General features: G+C 40.0%; 18 protein-coding genes, 8 tRNA genes and 1 rRNA gene. 2 read left to right on the forward strand and 25 right to left on the reverse strand.

Annotated features, from left to right (window positions below):
• Positions 1 to 37 precede the first annotated feature (37 nt).
• Entirely contained in the window at positions 38 to 898 is an 861-nt protein-coding gene (locus P4V41_RS18900) for a metal-dependent hydrolase (protein ID WP_328086712.1), read from the reverse strand.
• A gap of 116 nt (positions 899 to 1,014) precedes the next feature.
• A complete protein-coding gene (locus P4V41_RS18905) occupies positions 1,015 to 1,518 on the reverse strand; it encodes a DinB family protein (protein WP_328086713.1) in 504 nt (167 codons plus the stop codon).
• A 127-nt stretch (positions 1,519 to 1,645) separates the two neighbouring features.
• Here P4V41_RS18905 and P4V41_RS18910 point away from each other — a divergent pair, with 127 nt between their 5' ends.
• Complete coding sequence (locus P4V41_RS18910) at positions 1,646 to 1,819, forward strand: YjcZ family sporulation protein (RefSeq protein WP_197134286.1); 174 nt, start codon at positions 1,646 to 1,648, stop codon at positions 1,817 to 1,819.
• 60 nt (positions 1,820 to 1,879) lie between these two features.
• On the opposite strand, the gene P4V41_RS18915 is transcribed toward P4V41_RS18910, so the two are convergent.
• The 13 genes from P4V41_RS18915 to sigW form a co-directional block, all read right to left on the reverse strand.
• Positions 1,880 to 2,884 (reverse strand): ABC transporter permease, encoded by a 1,005-nt coding sequence (locus P4V41_RS18915; RefSeq protein ID WP_328086714.1) that lies wholly within the window; start codon positions 2,882 to 2,884, stop codon positions 1,880 to 1,882.
• The gene (locus tag P4V41_RS18920; protein ID WP_328086715.1) at positions 2,881 to 3,735 is read right to left on the reverse strand and encodes an ABC transporter permease subunit; all 855 of its coding nucleotides are present in this window, start codon (positions 3,733 to 3,735) and stop codon (positions 2,881 to 2,883) included. The genes P4V41_RS18915 and P4V41_RS18920 overlap by 4 nt, the downstream gene beginning before the upstream one ends.
• 9 nt (positions 3,736 to 3,744) lie before the next feature.
• Positions 3,745 to 4,239, reverse strand: coding sequence for a hypothetical protein (locus P4V41_RS18925; protein ID WP_328086716.1), 495 nt, complete (start codon positions 4,237 to 4,239; stop codon positions 3,745 to 3,747).
• A 137-nt stretch (positions 4,240 to 4,376) separates the two neighbouring features.
• Positions 4,377 to 4,799 (reverse strand): pyridoxamine 5'-phosphate oxidase family protein, encoded by a 423-nt coding sequence (locus tag P4V41_RS18930; RefSeq protein ID WP_328086717.1) that lies wholly within the window; start codon positions 4,797 to 4,799, stop codon positions 4,377 to 4,379.
• A gap of 197 nt (positions 4,800 to 4,996) precedes the next feature.
• The gene (locus P4V41_RS18935; protein WP_328086718.1) at positions 4,997 to 5,320 is read right to left on the reverse strand and encodes an SRPBCC family protein; all 324 of its coding nucleotides are present in this window, start codon (positions 5,318 to 5,320) and stop codon (positions 4,997 to 4,999) included.
• Positions 5,314 to 5,712, reverse strand: a complete 399-nt coding sequence (locus tag P4V41_RS18940) for a MerR family transcriptional regulator (RefSeq protein WP_328086719.1) — start codon at positions 5,710 to 5,712, stop codon at positions 5,314 to 5,316. Before P4V41_RS18940 ends, P4V41_RS18935 begins: the two co-directional genes overlap by 7 nt.
• Before the next feature lie 136 nt (positions 5,713 to 5,848).
• A complete protein-coding gene (locus P4V41_RS18945) occupies positions 5,849 to 7,558 on the reverse strand; it encodes an ABC transporter ATP-binding protein (protein WP_328086720.1) in 1,710 nt (569 codons plus the stop codon).
• 488 nt (positions 7,559 to 8,046) lie between these two features.
• Positions 8,047 to 9,849: a glutamine--fructose-6-phosphate transaminase (isomerizing) gene (gene glmS / locus P4V41_RS18950; RefSeq protein WP_328086721.1), complete on the reverse strand. Its 1,803-nt coding sequence runs from the start codon at positions 9,847 to 9,849 to the stop codon at positions 8,047 to 8,049.
• Between the two features lie 480 nt (positions 9,850 to 10,329).
• Complete coding sequence (gene glmM / locus P4V41_RS18955) at positions 10,330 to 11,670, reverse strand: phosphoglucosamine mutase (protein WP_328086722.1); 1,341 nt, start codon at positions 11,668 to 11,670, stop codon at positions 10,330 to 10,332.
• 18 nt (positions 11,671 to 11,688) lie between these two features.
• On the reverse strand, positions 11,689 to 13,008 hold the full coding sequence (locus tag P4V41_RS18960) for a CdaR family protein (RefSeq protein WP_328086723.1): 1,320 nt from the start codon (positions 13,006 to 13,008) through the stop codon (positions 11,689 to 11,691).
• Positions 12,992 to 13,825, reverse strand: a complete 834-nt coding sequence (gene cdaA / locus P4V41_RS18965; RefSeq protein ID WP_328086724.1) for a diadenylate cyclase CdaA — start codon at positions 13,823 to 13,825, stop codon at positions 12,992 to 12,994. Before cdaA ends, P4V41_RS18960 begins: the two co-directional genes overlap by 17 nt.
• Before the next feature lie 210 nt (positions 13,826 to 14,035).
• The gene (locus tag P4V41_RS18970; protein WP_328086725.1) at positions 14,036 to 14,701 is read right to left on the reverse strand and encodes a zf-HC2 domain-containing protein; all 666 of its coding nucleotides are present in this window, start codon (positions 14,699 to 14,701) and stop codon (positions 14,036 to 14,038) included.
• A 5-nt stretch (positions 14,702 to 14,706) separates the two neighbouring features.
• Positions 14,707 to 15,282 (reverse strand): RNA polymerase sigma factor SigW, encoded by a 576-nt coding sequence (sigW, locus tag P4V41_RS18975; RefSeq protein ID WP_144704627.1) that lies wholly within the window; start codon positions 15,280 to 15,282, stop codon positions 14,707 to 14,709.
• A 200-nt stretch (positions 15,283 to 15,482) separates the two neighbouring features.
• Between sigW and P4V41_RS18980 the strand changes: the two genes are divergently transcribed.
• Entirely contained in the window at positions 15,483 to 15,653 is a 171-nt protein-coding gene (locus tag P4V41_RS18980; protein WP_171005666.1) for an aspartyl-phosphate phosphatase Spo0E family protein, read from the forward strand.
• A 31-nt stretch (positions 15,654 to 15,684) separates the two neighbouring features.
• Here the strand turns inward: P4V41_RS18980 and rocF are convergent, their stop codons facing one another.
• The 10 genes from rocF to rrf all read right to left on the reverse strand — a co-directional run bounded on the left by rocF (position 15,685) and on the right by rrf (position 18,118).
• Positions 15,685 to 16,584 (reverse strand): arginase, encoded by a 900-nt coding sequence (gene rocF, locus P4V41_RS18985; RefSeq protein WP_328086726.1) that lies wholly within the window; start codon positions 16,582 to 16,584, stop codon positions 15,685 to 15,687.
• Between the two features lie 566 nt (positions 16,585 to 17,150).
• A tRNA-Ala gene (locus tag P4V41_RS18990) sits at positions 17,151 to 17,226 on the reverse strand.
• Positions 17,227 to 17,237: 11 nt separating this feature from the next.
• Positions 17,238 to 17,311: transfer RNA gene (locus P4V41_RS18995), tRNA-Gly, on the reverse strand.
• 45 nt (positions 17,312 to 17,356) lie between these two features.
• A tRNA-Tyr gene (locus P4V41_RS19000) sits at positions 17,357 to 17,441 on the reverse strand.
• Between the two features lie 74 nt (positions 17,442 to 17,515).
• Positions 17,516 to 17,591 (reverse strand) — tRNA-Thr (locus P4V41_RS19005).
• Positions 17,592 to 17,602: 11 nt separating this feature from the next.
• Positions 17,603 to 17,678: transfer RNA gene (locus P4V41_RS19010), tRNA-Val, on the reverse strand.
• 17 nt (positions 17,679 to 17,695) lie between these two features.
• Positions 17,696 to 17,770, reverse strand: a tRNA-Glu gene (locus tag P4V41_RS19015).
• A gap of 26 nt (positions 17,771 to 17,796) precedes the next feature.
• Positions 17,797 to 17,872, reverse strand: a tRNA-Thr gene (locus P4V41_RS19020).
• Between the two features lie 9 nt (positions 17,873 to 17,881).
• Positions 17,882 to 17,956, reverse strand: a tRNA-Asn gene (locus P4V41_RS19025).
• A gap of 46 nt (positions 17,957 to 18,002) precedes the next feature.
• Positions 18,003 to 18,118, reverse strand: a 5S ribosomal RNA gene (rrf, locus tag P4V41_RS19030).
• Between the last annotated feature and the right edge of the window lie 128 nt (positions 18,119 to 18,246).

Below are 18,246 nucleotides of genomic sequence, written 5' to 3' on the forward strand. Positions count from 1 at the left end.
AATTCGGGGTGCAGTTCAAATTTAGCGGGTTACTTTTCTATGAACTCATACAAAAAGGATCCCCATTACGATAAAACCGGGGATCATAAATTCCGAGTTTCTCCTCTTCTTCAACCACAACCACGAATGGAGACCAGTCGTAAAGGGTTTTTGCGCGTGGGTTTTCTTCAAACAGTGGCTCTAAATCAGCTTCATCGCTCGAAACCAAACGATGTTCAACCTCAGGCTCAATAAAAATACTATCTTTTACAATTTCTACTTCACTATCTTTTTTCCCAATTACTTGAAACTGTGTAGGAACAAAGCCAGCAGCTAATGCGACCTCATCATACTTTTCTTTTGCTTCGCTATAGATCACATAGCCTTGTAAAGATTGAACCGCAACATGAGCAACCATTAAGATCCATACCACACGGAACACTTTAAAACGATCTGACGGTTCTTTTTTTCTTGATACGATAAAACCAGCAAGCATTAAAAACCAAAATACAAAATCAACGATTGAAATCGTACCAAATGTGACTCGATAGCTTGTTAAAGGCTCGAGGTACCCTGTTCCCCACGTGTTAAAGAGATCACTCGTATTATGAATAAACACAGCTAAGAGCGCCCAGTAGAATAGCCTTCGATCTTTGACCTTAAATAAAATCCTACTAAGAAGATAGATGATAATGCCCCAAACAGGAACGAGGAAAAAAGAGTGTGTTAATCCTCTATGCCACATTTGCTGCATGATGCGGCCCGTTTCTGTAAGGTTTACGACCACATCAATATCAGGAATCTGACTTCCAACCACTGTCGTAAACAACAAAGCTCTCTTGTGTGACTTGTCCATATTCATTTTATTTGCAGCGCCATACAACGTTAAACCAAACAATGTGTGAGTTACTGTATCCATAGGTCCTCTTAATTCGTTTTTCTTTTATGTTAACGAAAAAAAGAACTTCTGTCTTGATAGAAGCTCTCTCAAAGGTTTCCATTATTTCCTAAGATAATTTCCGGGGAAATTCGACTTTATTTCCTACTAGTTAACATTTCTTGTTTGGATAGTTTAATCCCTTTATTCAAAAGGGATTTTTCAATCTGCTTTTTATGATGTTCGTCGTGCTCGACCATACCCTTGATATATTCACATAATGTAACAAAGGAATTCCCCATTTGGATTTTCTCTTCCCATATTGCGCTGGGCACTTCTTGAAGTTTCCTAGTTAAGACAAGTCGGCATTCGATCACTTCATCGATTAATGCATTTTTAGAAATACCTGATCTTGCTTCATGGGCAGCATTCCTGTTTATTTCTTCTACATTCCCTTTTTTAGGTGGCAGGTCAGATTTCTTTAAAAAACGAGAAAACCTTTCATCCCAAACGAAGACATCCCATGCTTTTAGATGGGCGATGATCTCACCTATAGACCACTTACCTTCATGAATAGGTTCTAGCCAATAATCTTCAGGCACTCTTTTTAGTTCCTCGAGCCAATTCACTAAACTGTTATACTGCTTGATTATTTCACTCATTAGCATGTCCTCCTAGTATTCCATTAAACTTTTTCATTTTAATAGGATTTTGTCCATGTCACTCCTTCTCCTGGGACATACACTAAGATGAAAGCATAAGGCACAAGAAAGAAGGAGGACTTACAGCATGTTTGGAAAAAGACAAAAACAACAACGTAATTGGGGCTATCCAGGTTACGGATATGGTTCCTGCACTCCATGTGGTTATGGCTATGGTGGTTACGGCGGCGGAAGCGGCGTTTTCGCTTTAATTGTCGTGCTATTTATCCTTCTCATCATCATCGGTGCGACGTTGAGATAGTAAATCGTTAAAAAGGCAAGAGTCCATGCTCTTGTCTTTTTATTTTATAGCCACAAGTTATCAACCTGTCTTCTTTTCTGATAAAAAGACGAATGACTCTTTTGCTACCAATTTAATGTTTGGCTTTCGTTCACTTTTGCTCTTCACCTTTTTTTGTAGAGGCAGCTTGTTCGTTGATTGTTTGATGCCCTCTGCCATAAAGTTAAAAGCTAATATAACAGCGGCAAAACTGAACACTGGAAAGAAAACAAGCCAAGGCGCTAAACGAAGCTGATAATAATAACCTCCTATCAGCCCTGACCATTCATTGGAATCTGATGCTGGTATTTCATATTCGTTTGTGAATTCCCTCATCGTTGTTCCACCAAAGAATACGCCTAATATTCCTAGGTGAGCTAACATAAGGAGGACGGCAATCACTTGTTGTACATAAATCAGCAACAGCTTTGGCCATAGATGGGGCAGTATGTGTTTTGATAGAATTCTTACTCTAGAACCCCCCATTAATTTAGCACTTGTAATAAACTCTTCTTTTTCGATCAGAAGGATCTCTTCTTTTATAAGAATAGAAGTGTTCGGCAACGCTATAGCTATGATCAGTAGCATCTCAAAAAATGCTTTCTCCCAAAATGTGAAATTTTCTAAACGTATTATCGGTCCTACAATAAAAAAGATTAACAGCGCTGACGGGATGTAATAGAACGATTGGGATAATCCTTTTATAAACGGCATCACTCTTCCCGCTCTCCACAACAGAAACGATCCAATGAATGATAGACCGACCCTAAGCAGGCTAACAACAAGCGCGATACCAATCGTGTATTTAGCTCCAGATATAATTTGAGAGAACAGATCAGCTCCCATCCGGTCACTGCCAAACCAGTAAAGACTGGACGGTTCAAAAGGCGCCTTTTCTTTCGGCATTCCCTCTTCATCGTATATATACTGTTCTTCATAAATTGCATTATCCAGCACGATTTGATGATAGAAGCTAGCAATCAGAAGACCAAACACAAACAAGAATCCGACAATAAAGAAAGGGTCTTTCCATATATTTTTAATCATTTTTCACCAACCCATTTAAACGTGATCACTCTTAACAAAGTGAAAAAAAGAAACATCGGAACAAATAGCAGCAGCATTGAGATCGTAAAGACTGCCGGAGTTCCACTGATCCGAATAAGTGATGTAATGCCATAAATATTAAATAGGAATTCAATCATCAGCAGGTTGGATAGCATAAACCATAATATATTTCGTGACTGGTGAAATACACTTAGCAATGTATTTGGTAGAACATGGCGCCATAAGATTCGAAAGCGGCCCATTCCTTTACTTCTTGCCGTATCTACATAAAGCTTTCTGTACTCTTCTTCTATGTTCAATAATAGGATGCGCAGAATAAGAAAGGTTGGCAAAATGGTTAAGCACAAGATCGGAACAAAATAAGTCTTCTGATCGTACAGAGATACAATCTGAAATAATAAGATGTTCGTTTTCTTAAAGAACCATACGATAAAGAACTGTATACCAATCGCGATCAATACATCTGGAATCGATTCAAAAACAAAAGAAAATACTCTTATTCTATTCTTTAAGCCAGATGGAAGCATGAATATGAATAGAGCAAATAATAAAGCTACGATAATCGCTATAAAGAATGCAGCAAACAGAATGGTAACCGAGTAGCCATAGATTCCCCACATGCTTGGAAAGAGCGGGTAAGGACCACTTTCTGCAAAGTACATGATCTCTTCAGGGTGAAGCATGACTCTGAACATTTCAGTTATTCCATCCAAATAACCGCTAGTGTTGAATGTCATCCCACTGAACATATATGGAACAGATCCTAGTAGAATAATTCCAACGACAGAAAGAACCATTGAGAGGAAACTATCTTTTAAAATGTATGGCATGACAAACCCCTATTCCTTACTCTTATAGTCCGCTTTTGCTAGATTAAAATCTCTTGGACTAAATGGGGTGACTAATAGTGTAGAAACTTCTGTTGTACATCCATCTACCATCAAGTTTTGATGGGAATCCAAAATATAGCTACATTCAATCTCACCAGTTGGCATGCCGAATGTTTTGTTGTTGTTCTTGAAAATCGTTTTGTCTTTATTAACATAGTGCAATTCACTCGTTGTCGATTCACCGTTTTTAGAAAAAACCGTTATCTGAAGCTTGCTTTCTTTATCTGCTTTTACATCATCTAAAAAGGTGAACATAGGAACAAGATGCTCGGTTTTGGTTGCACCAGTCATTAGTTCAATTTCCTTTTCGGAAAGATTTTGAATGACCACATGATTCTTTTTGATCGCATCTTTAATCGTGAACTTCGATTCTTTTTCAGCTTCTTTTTCAGAGCAGCCAGTAAGAAGAATCCCTACAATAAATAAAGCACCCCAATTTCTCAAAAAGTAATCCCCCTTTTTATTCATCGAATATTCTTTCGTTTAAAGATAGATATTTTCCTTTTTATTACAAATCTCTTCCTTTATAGAATTTAGACGTACAAAGGCCTCTCTTTTATTCAAAAGAGAGGCCTTTATTTTTATAATTCTAATGTTTGTGGTTCGTGTTCACCATCATTCATAAGTCGGATCAAGCTTGGTTTGATCTCAAGCAAGATATAGTTAGGGTCATTCGGGCCTTCAAAATAGTGTTTCATTTGATCGTTCCAGAATTTTTCTTTTAATCCTTGATCATCTCTAATTGTAGCTGTACCTTCAATTTCAAGATAAGGGTCATTATATCCTTCTCCATCATAGCCGACAAGTACGTGAACATTCGGGTTGTCTTGAATCTCGTCAGCTTTATGTGTCTCAATACTTGTTGGTGTATAAAAGGTAAGCTCGTCGTGGAAGAAGGTCATGTAGCGAGAATGTGGCTTATTCTTCTTAACCGTTGCCAGCACGCCAGTCTGTTTTTTATCTACTACTTCATATACTTTATTCTTCATCTGCTCTTTATCCATGTCATCCACTCCTTAAAAGTTTGGCTCTATTATATCTACCTTTTAGGATGGAAAATAAAACATCATGTTATACATAGTTTAAACAGAGAGTTTTTACACAGTAGTATTCGTTAGGCTTTCTCTTTCAACGGTCTCCATAAAATCATGAACGACTTTATTATTGTTTTTGTCTCCAGCGATCTTTAACATCACTTTTCCTAAAAAGTTGATGCCTTTATTTGAACCTTAATTAGAGTGAACGCCGTTTGAATCTCAAATGCTTTAGCCAAGCTAAAACCGATTTCTAAATGCTTTCGATCGATAGTATCTTCGTATGCCAATGTTTCTACGATATACGTTTCTATCCTGCGTCCCTCTTTATAGGACTGCTTGTACGTAGAACCAACCACACCCTCTTTCTTCTCAATCGGTGTATGCTCTACAACGTTCGGCATGATCCTTTGAATATTCTCATCAGAAAAAAGCTCCCAAATTCTTTCAATGTTTACTGGTATCATTCTCTCTTCTTTCCACGTTAGCATTTTTCATCCTCTTCCTTTCCCCATAATAAAAATTGATCGATCTCATCTATCGTGCCGTATAGTTCATCTATCTTTTGTTGAATATTTCTCTTTTTTTCGTTTAAGATGTGTTCTAGATTCTCAAAGGATTCATCTTCAATGACAGACAGCATCTCTTGTATGGTGAAGTTAAAGGTTCTCAAACGAGCTAAGATCATTGCAATTAAGTAAGATCCGTTATCGTAATATCGATACTTATTCTTTGGATCGACATAGACAGGCTCTAATAACTTCACCTCTGCATAATATCGAAGGGTTTCTTTGCTCAATCCCGTCATTTCTGAAAACTCACTTACTCGATACATGGACAATTCACCGCCTGCCATTCCATCATAAACCGTGTTGTGCACCACATGGTCAATTCTTTTTTTATCTTACTTTATTCTTCCTCAATGACCTCTTTTATACCTGTTAAGAAGTTATACTTTCTAATAAAAAAAGCCCCTTCTCTAAAATTGAAAAGGGACTCTTATGATTGGATGAGATAAATCATCCAAATTGCGCTGCATGTAAACGACTATAGATTCCTTTTGATGCTAACAGATCGTGATGACTGCCTTGTTCTGCAATTCCATCACTTGTTACGACCAATATTCGATCGGCATTTTTTATCGTTGCAAGTCTATGTGCAATAACGAGGGTCGTTCTTCCTTCTGTTAACTCTTCTAATGCTTTTTGAATCGCAACTTCTGTTTCCGTATCTAAAGCAGATGTAGCTTCGTCTAGAATTAGAATCGGCGGATTCTTCAAGAACATACGAGCAATGGCTAGTCTCTGTTTCTGACCTCCTGAAAGCTTGACCCCTCTTTCACCGATCACTGCCTGGAGTCCTTCAGGCTGGTCTTTAATAAAGTCATCCAATCGAGCTCTCTTCGCCGCATCCATAATTTCAGCATCGGTCGCATTTAGGTCACCGTAAGCAATATTTTCTTTGATCGTACCTGAAAAAAGAAAAACATCTTGTTGCACGATACCGATTTGTTTTCGTAATGATTCTAGCTTCATCTCTTGGATGTTGATACCGTCTATCGTGATCGATCCATTTTGCACATCATAAAAACGAGGCAATAAACTACATAATGTTGTCTTACCCGCTCCAGATGGTCCTACAAACGCGACAGTTTCACCAGAGCGAATAGATAGATCGATATTATTTAATACTGATCTATGACCTTCATAACCAAACGTAACACCTTGATAACGAATCGCTCCTTTTAAAGCAACCTCTATAGCATCTTCTGAATCTGCTATGTCTGGGTCCGTGTCCATGATTTCAACGAACCGCTTAAAACCAGCAATACCTTTAGGATAGCTTTCAATCACGGCGTTTATTTTTTGAATAGGTCCGATCAAAATGTTCGATAACAAAATAAAAGCAACAAACTGTCCATACGTTAGTTCACCTGAAATGACAAAGTATGTACCAAACAATAAGGTAAAAAGCGTAACTAACCTCATTAATACATAGTTTGACATAACGTTTTGAGCCATGATCTTATAAGACTGAAGCTTTGTAAGACGATAATTCTTATTGTTTTCTCTAAACTTTTCCTGTTCATATTTTTCGTTCGCAAACGCCTGAACAACACGTATTCCACCGATGCTGTCCTCTACTCTTGCATTGATCTCCGCTACATCCTGAAACATTTTTCTAAACGTGATCGTCATTTTCTTATTAAAGTAAATAGCAAGAATGATCAATAAAGGAATAACGATAAAAGACAAAACAGCGAGCTTCCAATTGATCGTTAACATGAGTCCGAACGAGCCAATCAAAGTCATAACGGCCACAAACACATCTTCTGGCCCGTGGTGAGCAACTTCTCCGATCTCTTCCAAGTCTTTCGTAAGGCGCGAAATACTATGACCTGTCTTATTGTTGTCATAATAACCAAACGAGAGTTTCTGCATATGAGTGAACAGCTGCTGACGCATATCTGTTTCAATATTGATCCCAAGCTTATGCCCCCAATACGTGACAACAAAATGAAGAAAAGTATTCAAAAGATACACGAGCAACAAACCTAGACAAGCTAGAGAAATAATCTCCCAGTTACCATCAGGAAGAAGCTTATCGATCACTTGGTTTACAGCTAACGGAAAGGCCAACTCTAAAATTCCAACTAGAATGGCACAACTGAAATCAAGTATGAACAACCATTTATAGGGTCTATAATAAGCAAAAAAGCGAGCTAACACGTATAGACCTCCTTTTCTGTTTTAATTGAAATAGAACTAATTGAAATCCATTCTCAATTATACAGAATAAAGGATATTCTTACAATTTAAAATTACTGCACCGCTTTTCCTTTATGGGCTAGCCACTGCAAGTAGAAAGGTGTGACAAAGAAAAGGAAACGTCCGAATGTCGCTCTCCTCCTGTCCAGTGGAAAGAGAGCACCCTGGAAAGGATATCAACACTATTTAAGCAACAAAGTTTACGAAAACAGCCTTTTCTAAAAAGTGATTGCTAAAGAATTTCTTTGCACTTCTTATGCAAGTTGATTGTAGCGTAAGGTTGCCGACTCCTATGGGACGAGCGGTCAGGTGGAGACTCCTAATGGCGCAAAGCGGCAGGAGGCTCACCGTTCGCCCCATGGAAAGCGCGCAACCTGGAGCGGAAAGCAACACTTTCAAAGAAAAAAACCTCCCGTATCGCTACAGGAGGTTCTGTGTTATTCAATGATCTATTCTACTGTTACTGACTTCGCAAGGTTACGCGGCTTATCTACGTCACAGTCGCGGTGAAGCGCTGCGTAGTAAGAGATCAGCTGCATTGGAAGTACAGATACTAACGGCGTCAAGTACGGGTGAATCTTCGGAAGAACGACGCGGTCGCCTTCTTCTTGCAGACCATCCATAGAGATCACGCACGTGTAAGCTCCACGTGCTGCTACTTCTTTCACGTTACCACGGATGCTTAAGTTAACATGCTCTTGAGTTGCAAGAGCGATAACTGGTGTACCGTCTTCGATCAATGCGATCGTACCGTGCTTTAATTCTCCTCCAGCAAAACCTTCTGCTTGGATGTAAGAGATTTCTTTTAATTTAAGTGCAGCTTCTAAACATACGTAGAAGTCAGCAGCACGCCCGATGAAGAATGCGTTACGAGTTACAGCTAAGTACTCGCGTGCGATTTTCTCCATCTCTTCTTTTTGGTCACAAAGTACTTCCATCGCGTTTGCAACGATTGCAAGCTCTTGTAGCGGATTGAAGTCTAACTCGATTCCTTTTGCACGAGCTGAGTCAACAGCTAGTATTGCCAGTACTGCGATTTGAGCTGTGTATGCTTTCGTTGATGCTACTGCGATCTCAGGACCTGCATACAAGTTAAGCGTGTAGTTTGCTTCACGAGAAAGTGTAGATCCTGGAACGTTCGTAATTGTTAACGCTTTGTGTCCAAGTCTCTTCACTTCAACCAATACGGCACGGCTGTCTGCAGTCTCACCGGATTGAGAGATGAAGATGAACAACGGCTTTTCAGATAAAAGCGGCATGTTGTATACAAACTCACTCGCGATGTGTGCTTCAACAGGAATGTTAGCGATGTTTTCGATCAGCTGTTTTCCAACAAGACCTGCGTGGTAGCTCGTTCCGCAAGCGATAATATATACACGGTCCGCTTCTTTCATCGCAGCACGAATATCATCATCTAGCTTAAGATCGCCATTTTCGTTTTGGTATTGATTGATGATGTTACGCATTACGAAAGGCTGCTCATCGATCTCTTTTAACATGAAATGAGGATACGTTCCTTTTTCGATGTCGCTTGCATCTAATTCAGCTGTATATGGTGCGCGCTCAACAACTGTACCGTCAAGAGTCTTGATCGTATAGCTGTCGCGTGTCACGATTACGATTTCTTTATCCATTAATTCAACGTATTGATCGGTTTGAGAAAGCATAGCCATTGCGTCACTTGCAATAACGTTGAAGCCTTCACCTTTACCAACCAATAACGGGCTTTTATTCTTACCAACATAGATGGTTTCAGGGTTTTGGTTGTCGATTAGTCCGATCGCATAAGAACCTTTTAACTCAGACAATGTACGGCGGAATGCTCCTTCCACTTCCAAGCCTTCGTTTACAAAGTATTCTACAAGCTGAACGATAACTTCTGTATCTGTTTCAGACAACAATTCAACACCTGAGATGTATTGTTTCTTCACCTGTTCATAGTTCTCGATTACACCGTTGTGCACAAGTGTAAAACGCTCTGTTGAACTTTGGTGTGGATGAGAGTTAACTCTGCTCGGAACTCCGTGTGTTGCCCAGCGTGTATGTCCGATTCCAACGGATGCACCTACCCCAAGATCTACATTTTCACGCAGATTTGCAATACGTCCTTTTTCCTTGAACACATGAACTCCGTCTTCATTAAGTACAGCGATACCCGCTGAGTCATATCCGCGGTATTCTAATTTTTCTAATCCGCGTAAAAGAATTTCCTTCGCGTCATTATTCCCAATATATCCAACGATTCCACACATAAATAAACGTCCTCCTTAAAGCCATCACACTCTGCTGACGGCTTTCATAAGGGGGTCGTGAGCGGGGCTCACAACCCCACCTATGTTCTCTATTTTTATTTTTTTCACTTGCTTTCGTCTTTGTACAGGAAGTCACCTTACCTGGTTTGAACAAAAGCTTACGGAAGTGATGTTCCGAGAGGCATCCGCCGAAATATCGATGAACCTCTTCCTCGTCAACTGCTACTTTTCCCGGTCAGCAGTTCAGGCGCTTTGGATGAATGATTAACTGTAAACTCCTTCCTTTTATTTGAAGTAAACAAAAATAATCATACACGGGTTTTTCAAAACCGTCAATTATTATTCTTTCCCAATCTGAGAAAAAATTGAAACATAATGTTCCATAATAATAAAAATATGCATACACAGCTCTTTCTGTGAGCCGCATATGCATATGTTTCGTGCCCTTTTTTATTTTATGAGGGACAGTTTCTTTTTAATTTAAACGAGCTCAGCCTTTACTACTTCTACGATCTTATCCGCGTGCTCTTGGCAAAGTTCTTCTGTTGGAGCTTCAACCATTACGCGTACGAGTGGCTCCGTTCCAGAAGGACGAACAAGCACTCGGCCGTTTCCTTCAAGCTCAGTTTCAACTTTATCGATCGCCGCTTTGATCGCATCGTTTCCGTTCAACTTAGACTTATCCGCTACTTTCACATTGATAAGAAGCTGCGGGAATTTTGCCATCTCACCTGCAAGCTCTGATAATGGCTTTCCAGTTGCCTTTAGAATTGAAGCAAGCTGAATTCCAGATAGAAGTCCGTCTCCTGTTGTTGTGTAATCTAAGAAGATGATGTGACCAGACTGTTCTCCACCAAGGTTAAAGTCGTTCTTACGCATCTCTTCCATGACATAACGGTCACCTACAGCTGTTTGTGCCGATTTCATCTCGTTTGCTTCTACAGCTTTATAGAAACCTAAATTACTCATTACTGTTGAAACGACCGTATCTTGCTTCAAACGACCTTGCTCTTTTAAGTGCTTCGCACAGATGAACATGATTTGGTCACCGTCGACAATGTTTCCTTTTTCATCGATCGCGATCAACCGATCACCATCACCATCAAATGCAAGCCCCATGTCACAGCCTTTTTCTTTTACAAGTTCAGCAAGCTTCTCAGGATGTGTACTTCCTACACCTTCATTGATGTTTAGACCGTTCGGACTTGTGCCCATCGTTGAGATGTCTGCTTCAAGGTCAGCAAACAGATGTGGTGCATGAGATGATGTAGCTCCATGCGCGCAATCTAAAGCGATATGAAGACCAGAAAAATCTCCAGGAACCGTTTGTTTCAGATAATGCATATACTTTTGGCCGCCTTCAAAATAGTCGCTGACTGAACCTAAGTCGCCGCCTACAGGACGAGGAAGTTCATCCGTTTCATTATCCAAAAGGGCTTCAATTTCTGCTTCTTGCTCATCTAATAGCTTGAAGCCATCTGCTCCAAAGAATTTAATGCCGTTATCTGCTACTGGGTTATGCGACGCTGAAATCATCACACCTGCCTGTGCGCCTAAAGCTTTTGTTAAGAAAGCAACCCCAGGAGTTGAAATCACACCTAAACGCATAACTTCCGCACCGATTGATAGAAGTCCCGCTACAAGAGCACCTTCTAGCATCTGCCCCGAAACGCGCGTGTCACGTCCTATTAAAATCTTAGGTCTTTCTGTATTTTTTGTAAGAACATATCCTCCAAAGCGCCCTAATTTAAATGCTAGTTCAGGCGTAAGCTCTGTATTTGCAACTCCTCTAACTCCGTCGGTACCAAAATATTTTCCCATTATTGCTCTCTCCTTCAACTATTGACTGCTGGTTTCTGTTTGAATTTCCACACTGGCTTCCTGAACTGTACCTGTCAGTTCAACATCCCCTGGATTTTTCCAATCTATCTTCACTTTATGCGTTCCTTGATCGAGTGAACTCACATCCACGATTCCCTGCAGATCGGACTTTCTAAGAGAATTAAGGACACTCTTTTTACCTCTTATCGTTACATCTACAACACCATCTGCCGGATCGAGAATAGTTGCTTGTTTATCAGCGGCATTACCAAGCAATGTTAAAGGAACATCACTGAAGGTTTTTGTCGTCTCTTGATCAGTTTCTGGCTCTGCATCTGTTTCTGTACCCGCTTCTGTTTCCGTTTCTGCTTCAGTGCCCGTTTTTTCTACGTTCACATCCACCGTTACTTCCTTTAATGAAACGTCGTCAATTCCGTCTGGTACGGGAACATCGACGGTAAGCGTCGTGTCTTTTTTGATATCGCTTAAATCTATCGTTATTCCTTTATATGAATCGATTTTATCTAACGACGTTGTTGTACCTGTCAATGTGATCTCACTCGGATCAGATGTAATCGATTGAAGAGTAAGCCCCTCTTCTAACTTACCTTTCGTATCAATAGAAATCGGTACCGTCTTCTTAGGTTTCTTGATCGGTACAGATACTTCAGCTACTCCAGGATTGACCTGAACATCGATTATATCTCCTTGTTGATTATACGCACGAAGTGGAACTTTGGTTTGAATCGCTTCATCTGCATCACTTACGTCCACAAATCCTGTGATAAATGAGATTTGGTCGATCATTCCTTCAGCACCCGTGACATTAACCGTTCTCGGTGAAAACTCAACCTCACCTGCTGTATAACCTTCAGGCAGTTTTCTCTTATTCTTCAAGTCCACGTTCACGTTCATTTCTTTCGTTACTTTTTTATGCAGGATGACATCCACATAGTCCGGGTTAATCTTCGCCTTAACCCCTTCAGGGAGCCCTTGAACTTGAACTTTTACCCGCTTGTTGCCAGGTTTCATATTTGTTAGATCAATATAGACTTCGAATTCTTTATCCACTTTTGTCGCTTTTGTAATCAATCGGCTAGAACCAGTTAAGGTAAGATCAACCGATGACGGCAAGTCAGTAAGAACATATTGATCATCATCAAAATATGGTTTGATCTGTACGTTCTCGATTGTTTCACTTTCGGTATACATTTTTGAGAATATCGAATTGTTCGCTGCTTCTTCCTGTGTTTCCATCGTTACAATCGTATACATCATAAGGGCAAGAAGAAACGCAATAATTTTTACAAACCATGAACTACTAAGGAGTTTGTCCATTTTTCTTACCCCTCCAATTCCAGCGAGTTGAGGAAGTGGACTTGTTGGCAATAATCAATTCAGCATTTAACAAATTTCTTAATGACTCCTCGTCCAGGTTACGATAGATCTCCCCATTTTTCGTAAGTGAGATCGTACCTGTTTCCTCAGAAACAATAACCGTTACGGCATCAGTAACTTCACTAATTCCTAGTGCAGCTCTATGTCTTGTCCCAAGTTCTTTTGAAACAAATGGACTTTCTGTTAGAGGTAAATAACAACCTGCAGCATAGATCTGACTTTGTTTAATGATGACTGCTCCATCATGTAATGGAGTGTTCGGTACAAAAATATTCGTCAGCAATTCTGATGTTAGATGCGCTTTAATCGGAATGCCTGTTTCCACATACTCACTCAATCCCGTTTCTCGCTCGATTGACATGATTGCGCCTATACGTCGCTTAGACATATAGTTCGTTGACTTACAGATCGCGGCGATCGCTTTTTCCGTTTCTTCCTCTTCAGGCAATCCTGTACGAGAAAAGAACTTCCCTCGACCAAGTTGTTCTAACGCTCGTCTTAACTCTGGCTGGAAAATGATGATGATTGCAAGAAGACCGTATGTAATCACTTTATCCATCAGCCATGACATCGTTCTGAGGTCAAACGAACTACTAAGGAACCAAACCACAATAATTACGGTGATTCCTTTTAACAATTGAACAGCTTTCGTTCCTCGTATCAGCATAATCAGCTTATAGATCACATAAGTCACTAATAAAATATCTATGATCTGTGTAATGTAATTAAATATATTAAAATCAGCGATTGGTAACATAAATTCCCTCCCAACCCGGTTTGTCTTCCTAGTTGAAGTATTTAGTAGTGATAGTTGATTATTGAAAACCTCATATGAAGTAGTATTCTTTAAAAAAATCAAATTAATTTTAACCTACTTATTATAGCATACCTCAATGTAAAGAAAACTTGGCATGACTTTCACATGTTTTACTCATGATAGTTGGCTGATGTTTTAAGTAGAGTGAATTTAAACATGAAAAAAAGCCGTATGAGAACGGCTTTCTTTATGAGTATCATTCATAGCTTCCTTATTTGTACGAACTAAAGACTTCAACTTATACCATACCCATTCGACCACTTGACCGATTTCCTGACTGTGGCCTGTTACTTCTCCAGCCGATGCAAGATATTGATCACCTTTTATGACTGTAACGTCACCTTCTACTCTGCCTTCTATTCGAACATCCGCATTCTCTACAACTAGATCACCTTTTATTGTTTCTCCAGCAGGAACAACTACTACTCCTTCAGCTTTCTTGATCTGCAGGTTTCCTTCGCCCTTTACAACGGCGAGGTCTTGCTGGTTGTAACTCGTGAACACGGATGCTGCCATGAAGAACATAAAGATCGCCGCAGCTGTTAGAGCAGGATGACTCTTCATCCAGCGCATCCACTTAACTTGTTGACTCTCTTTAGGCAATTTAGCCGTCACAGCCTCTGTAAAGCCTTCTGGTGCCTTGATATGGGATTGTAGCTGCAATTCCTTCAATGTCGCTGTCAGCAGCTCAAACTCTTCCCTACACGTCTCACAATCCTTAAGATGATTGTGAAAGTCTACTTCCTCTTCTTTTGTTGCATCACCATCAAGCACTTTATTCATTAATTCATCATATACGGAAACTTCACAATGCATTATTATCACCTCGTTTTTACAACCATTTGAAATACTTTCTTCAGTGCTTCACGACCACGATGTATACGTGTTTTTACTGTTGGAACGGGTATGTCCATAATCTTACTGATCTCTTCTAACGAGAGATCTTCAACGTATTTTAAAAGAATAGCTGTCCTATATTTTTCAGGTAGCTTCATGATTTCTGCCTGAAGCTCGTTCCATTCTTCGTTCTCTGTAACCACTTCTTCAGGTAATGGTTCTTCACTCGAAAGTTGACTATACATAGTAGCACCGTCAGTTCCGGGCACTTCTGCATCCAGATAATAATCCGGTTTCTTTTTTCTTAACCTGTCGATACATAGGTTTGTAGCAATACGAAAAATCCAGGTTGAAAATTTGTATTCACTATTGTACTTACTTATATTACGGTAAGCACGTAAAAAAGTTTCTTGTGCTAAATCTTCTGCTTCATGACCATTGCCGACCATCCGGAAACAATGCCGGTATATTTTATCTTTAAAAAGGTCAACAATGCCTTCAAACGCTTCTTGGTCCCCTTTTTTTACTTGGGTCACCATATTCGCTATTAAGGCGTCCATTATCTTATCACCACTCGGATTTTATTTACGTACCAGCATTTCATAAGTTTCAAATCTTTTCATATTTTTTTATTTTATCATGTTGCAGAATTTGACGAAATAAAAAGGTATTTTTTTCTAAATAATGCGTTTCAATTAAATCAGACCTGGGAATATTAATCATATAAAATATTATGCTGAGGCAGAAAGGGGTAGTTTGTATGCACAGAGATTTATTAATCGAACAGATCGAACACTCCAGACAGCAAATGAACGAACTCTCAAAACATCTTCCGCTAATCGCACAAGAAGTAGTTGAACTCTCACAAGAGATTGATCACCTGCTTAACCAATATCAACGCATAAATGAAAAAGAACAGTTGCATCTATAAAGAGGCAACTGTTTTTATTTTATCTGGTCTATTATAGTAACTTTTCTCCAAATAAAGAACCCATTAAAGCTACAGCCACTGTCGCTGTTTTGTTCTTTTCATCTAAAATTGGATTAACCTCAACAAACTCCGCAGATGTTATAACTTCCGCTTCAGCTAGCATCTCCATCGCCAAATGGCTCTCCCTATAACTGATCCCTCCAAGTACAGGCGTTCCAACACCAGGTGCATCATGAGGGTCAAGACCATCTAAATCGAGACTTAAGTGCACTCCATCTGTGTGAGCTAAGTATTCAATCGTCTCTTCCATAACCTTCGCCATGCCAAGTCGATCAACTTCGTGCATCGTATACACTTTGATACCTTTTTCTTTAATCAGCTCACGTTCTCCTTCATCTAAGGAGCGCGCTCCAATGATTACAATATTTTCAGGTTTGATCTTTGGTGTGTAGTCACTTATATTTGTCAGTCTTTCGTGCCCGATACCAATACTTACCGCAAGAGGCATCCCATGAATGTTTCCGCTCGGTGATGTATCTGCGGTATTCAGATCTCCATGCGCATCGTACCAAATAACACCAAGATTCTCATAATGTTTAGAAACACCAGATAATGTACCAATCGCGATGCTATGGTCTCCTCCTAAAACGAGTGGAAACTTCTTGTTTGAGATCACATTTGATACGGTTTGTGAGAGCTTTTCACTCGCATCAATAACACCTTGTAAATTTTTTAGATTACCTTCGTTTTCAATACTTTGTTTTTCTGGACGAGCAATATTTATATCACCAAAATCTTCTACACGATAATCCAGGTTCTCAAGGCGTTCAACAACACCCGCATATCGAATCGCACTCGGCCCCATATCAACACCGCGGCGCATTTGTCCTAAATCCATCGGTACTCCGATCACTGTAATATCTTTCAACATTTTTTCTTCCTCCCTTATGAAAAACACAAAAAACTTGAAAATCTATCTCTATTGTAGCTGTAAGGGATTTCATGGTTCAACTGGACAAAATGATGCATAGATATACCAAAAAGAAAGCGCTTTCGGGCGTTGGATACATATTTATGAGGTTTTGGATAAAAAGAAGATAAAAATTAATAAAAAGAAGATGGCTCAAAGCCATCTTCTTTCCTTGTGCTTAAAGAGCAGCACTCACTGAAATGGGGAATCTATAGAAGGTGCCGCTTCATGAGTTAATAGACCGTTATAATAAATACCATTCGGGGTATTTGTGAAGCTAATTCTAGAAATTTCGCAGATAATACGGCGAGTTTTGCTGCTATAACGGCGAGTCATCATAGTTCGACAATATTCATGAGCCACATACCCTTACCCCTACTTCATAACTGACTAGAGTATATGTGATCACACTTTGCACTAGCTGTAGAAAAGTTAATCTCTATCAAACATCAAACGTGAAAGATTTTAAAGTCTTCTAAACAACAAAAAAACTTCAGGCATCGCCTGAAGTGAAATGATTATGTATATGGTGGAGCTTAGCGGGATCGAACCGCTGACCTCCTGCGTGCAAGGCAGGCGCTCTCCCAGCTGAGCTAAAGCCCCGAAGAAATATATGGAGCGGGTGATGAGAATCGAACTCACGACCAGAGCTTGGAAGGCTCTTGTTTTACCACTAAACTACACCCGCATATTCTATTAGTATCGTCTAACTTTTTAATGGTTAAACATAAGATGGTGGAGGGGGACGGATTCGAACCGCCGAACCCGGAGGGAGCGGATTTACAGTCCGCCGCGTTTAGCCACTTCGCTACCCCTCCACATAAAAAAAGAGACGTTACTCTTCTAAAGCACTTCTATGTGCTTTTGTGTCTACTATCATAATAAGTAAACATGGTGCCGGCTAGAGGACTTGAACCCCCAACCTACTGATTACAAGTCAGTTGCTCTACCAATTGAGCTAAACCGGCAAGTAAATAAATGGTGGAGGATGACGGGTTCGAACCGCCGACCCCCTGCTTGTAAGGCAGGTGCTCTCCCAGCTGAGCTAATCCTCCAAAGTATTTATAAGAAATGGTGACCCGTACGGGATTCGAACCCGTGTTACCGCCGTGAAAGGGCGGTGTCTTAACCGCTTGACCAACGGGCCATAACTGTTTGTTTATGTTTATGATATGGAGCTTCCAACCGGGCTCGAACCGGTGACCTCTTCCTTACCATGGAAGCACTCTACCTGCTGAGCTATGGAAGCAAGTAAAAATGGCTCCACAGGCAGGACTCGAACCTGCGACCGATCGGTTAACAGCCGATAGCTCTACCACTGAGCTACTGTGGAATAATGTAATGAAAATCCACAACTAAGTTGGAATTTTGAGATTATAGCCCAGCGACGTCCTACTCTAACAGGGGGAAACCCCCAACTACCATCGGCGCTGAAGAGCTTAACTTCCGTGTTCGGTATGGGAACGGGTGTGACCTCTTCGCCATCATCACTGGACCTAGTTACTTATGTAACACTCTCAAAATCATTTATCCTGTTGGGACAAGATAAATTTTATTATATTTTAAAGCTTTTTGCAAGAGAATTTTTAATGATTTTCATCATTTTTTTATGTTCTCTCAAAA

Source organism: Fictibacillus nanhaiensis (assembly GCF_036213205.1).
GTDB lineage: Bacteria > Bacillota > Bacilli > Bacillales > Fictibacillaceae > Fictibacillus > Fictibacillus nanhaiensis_E.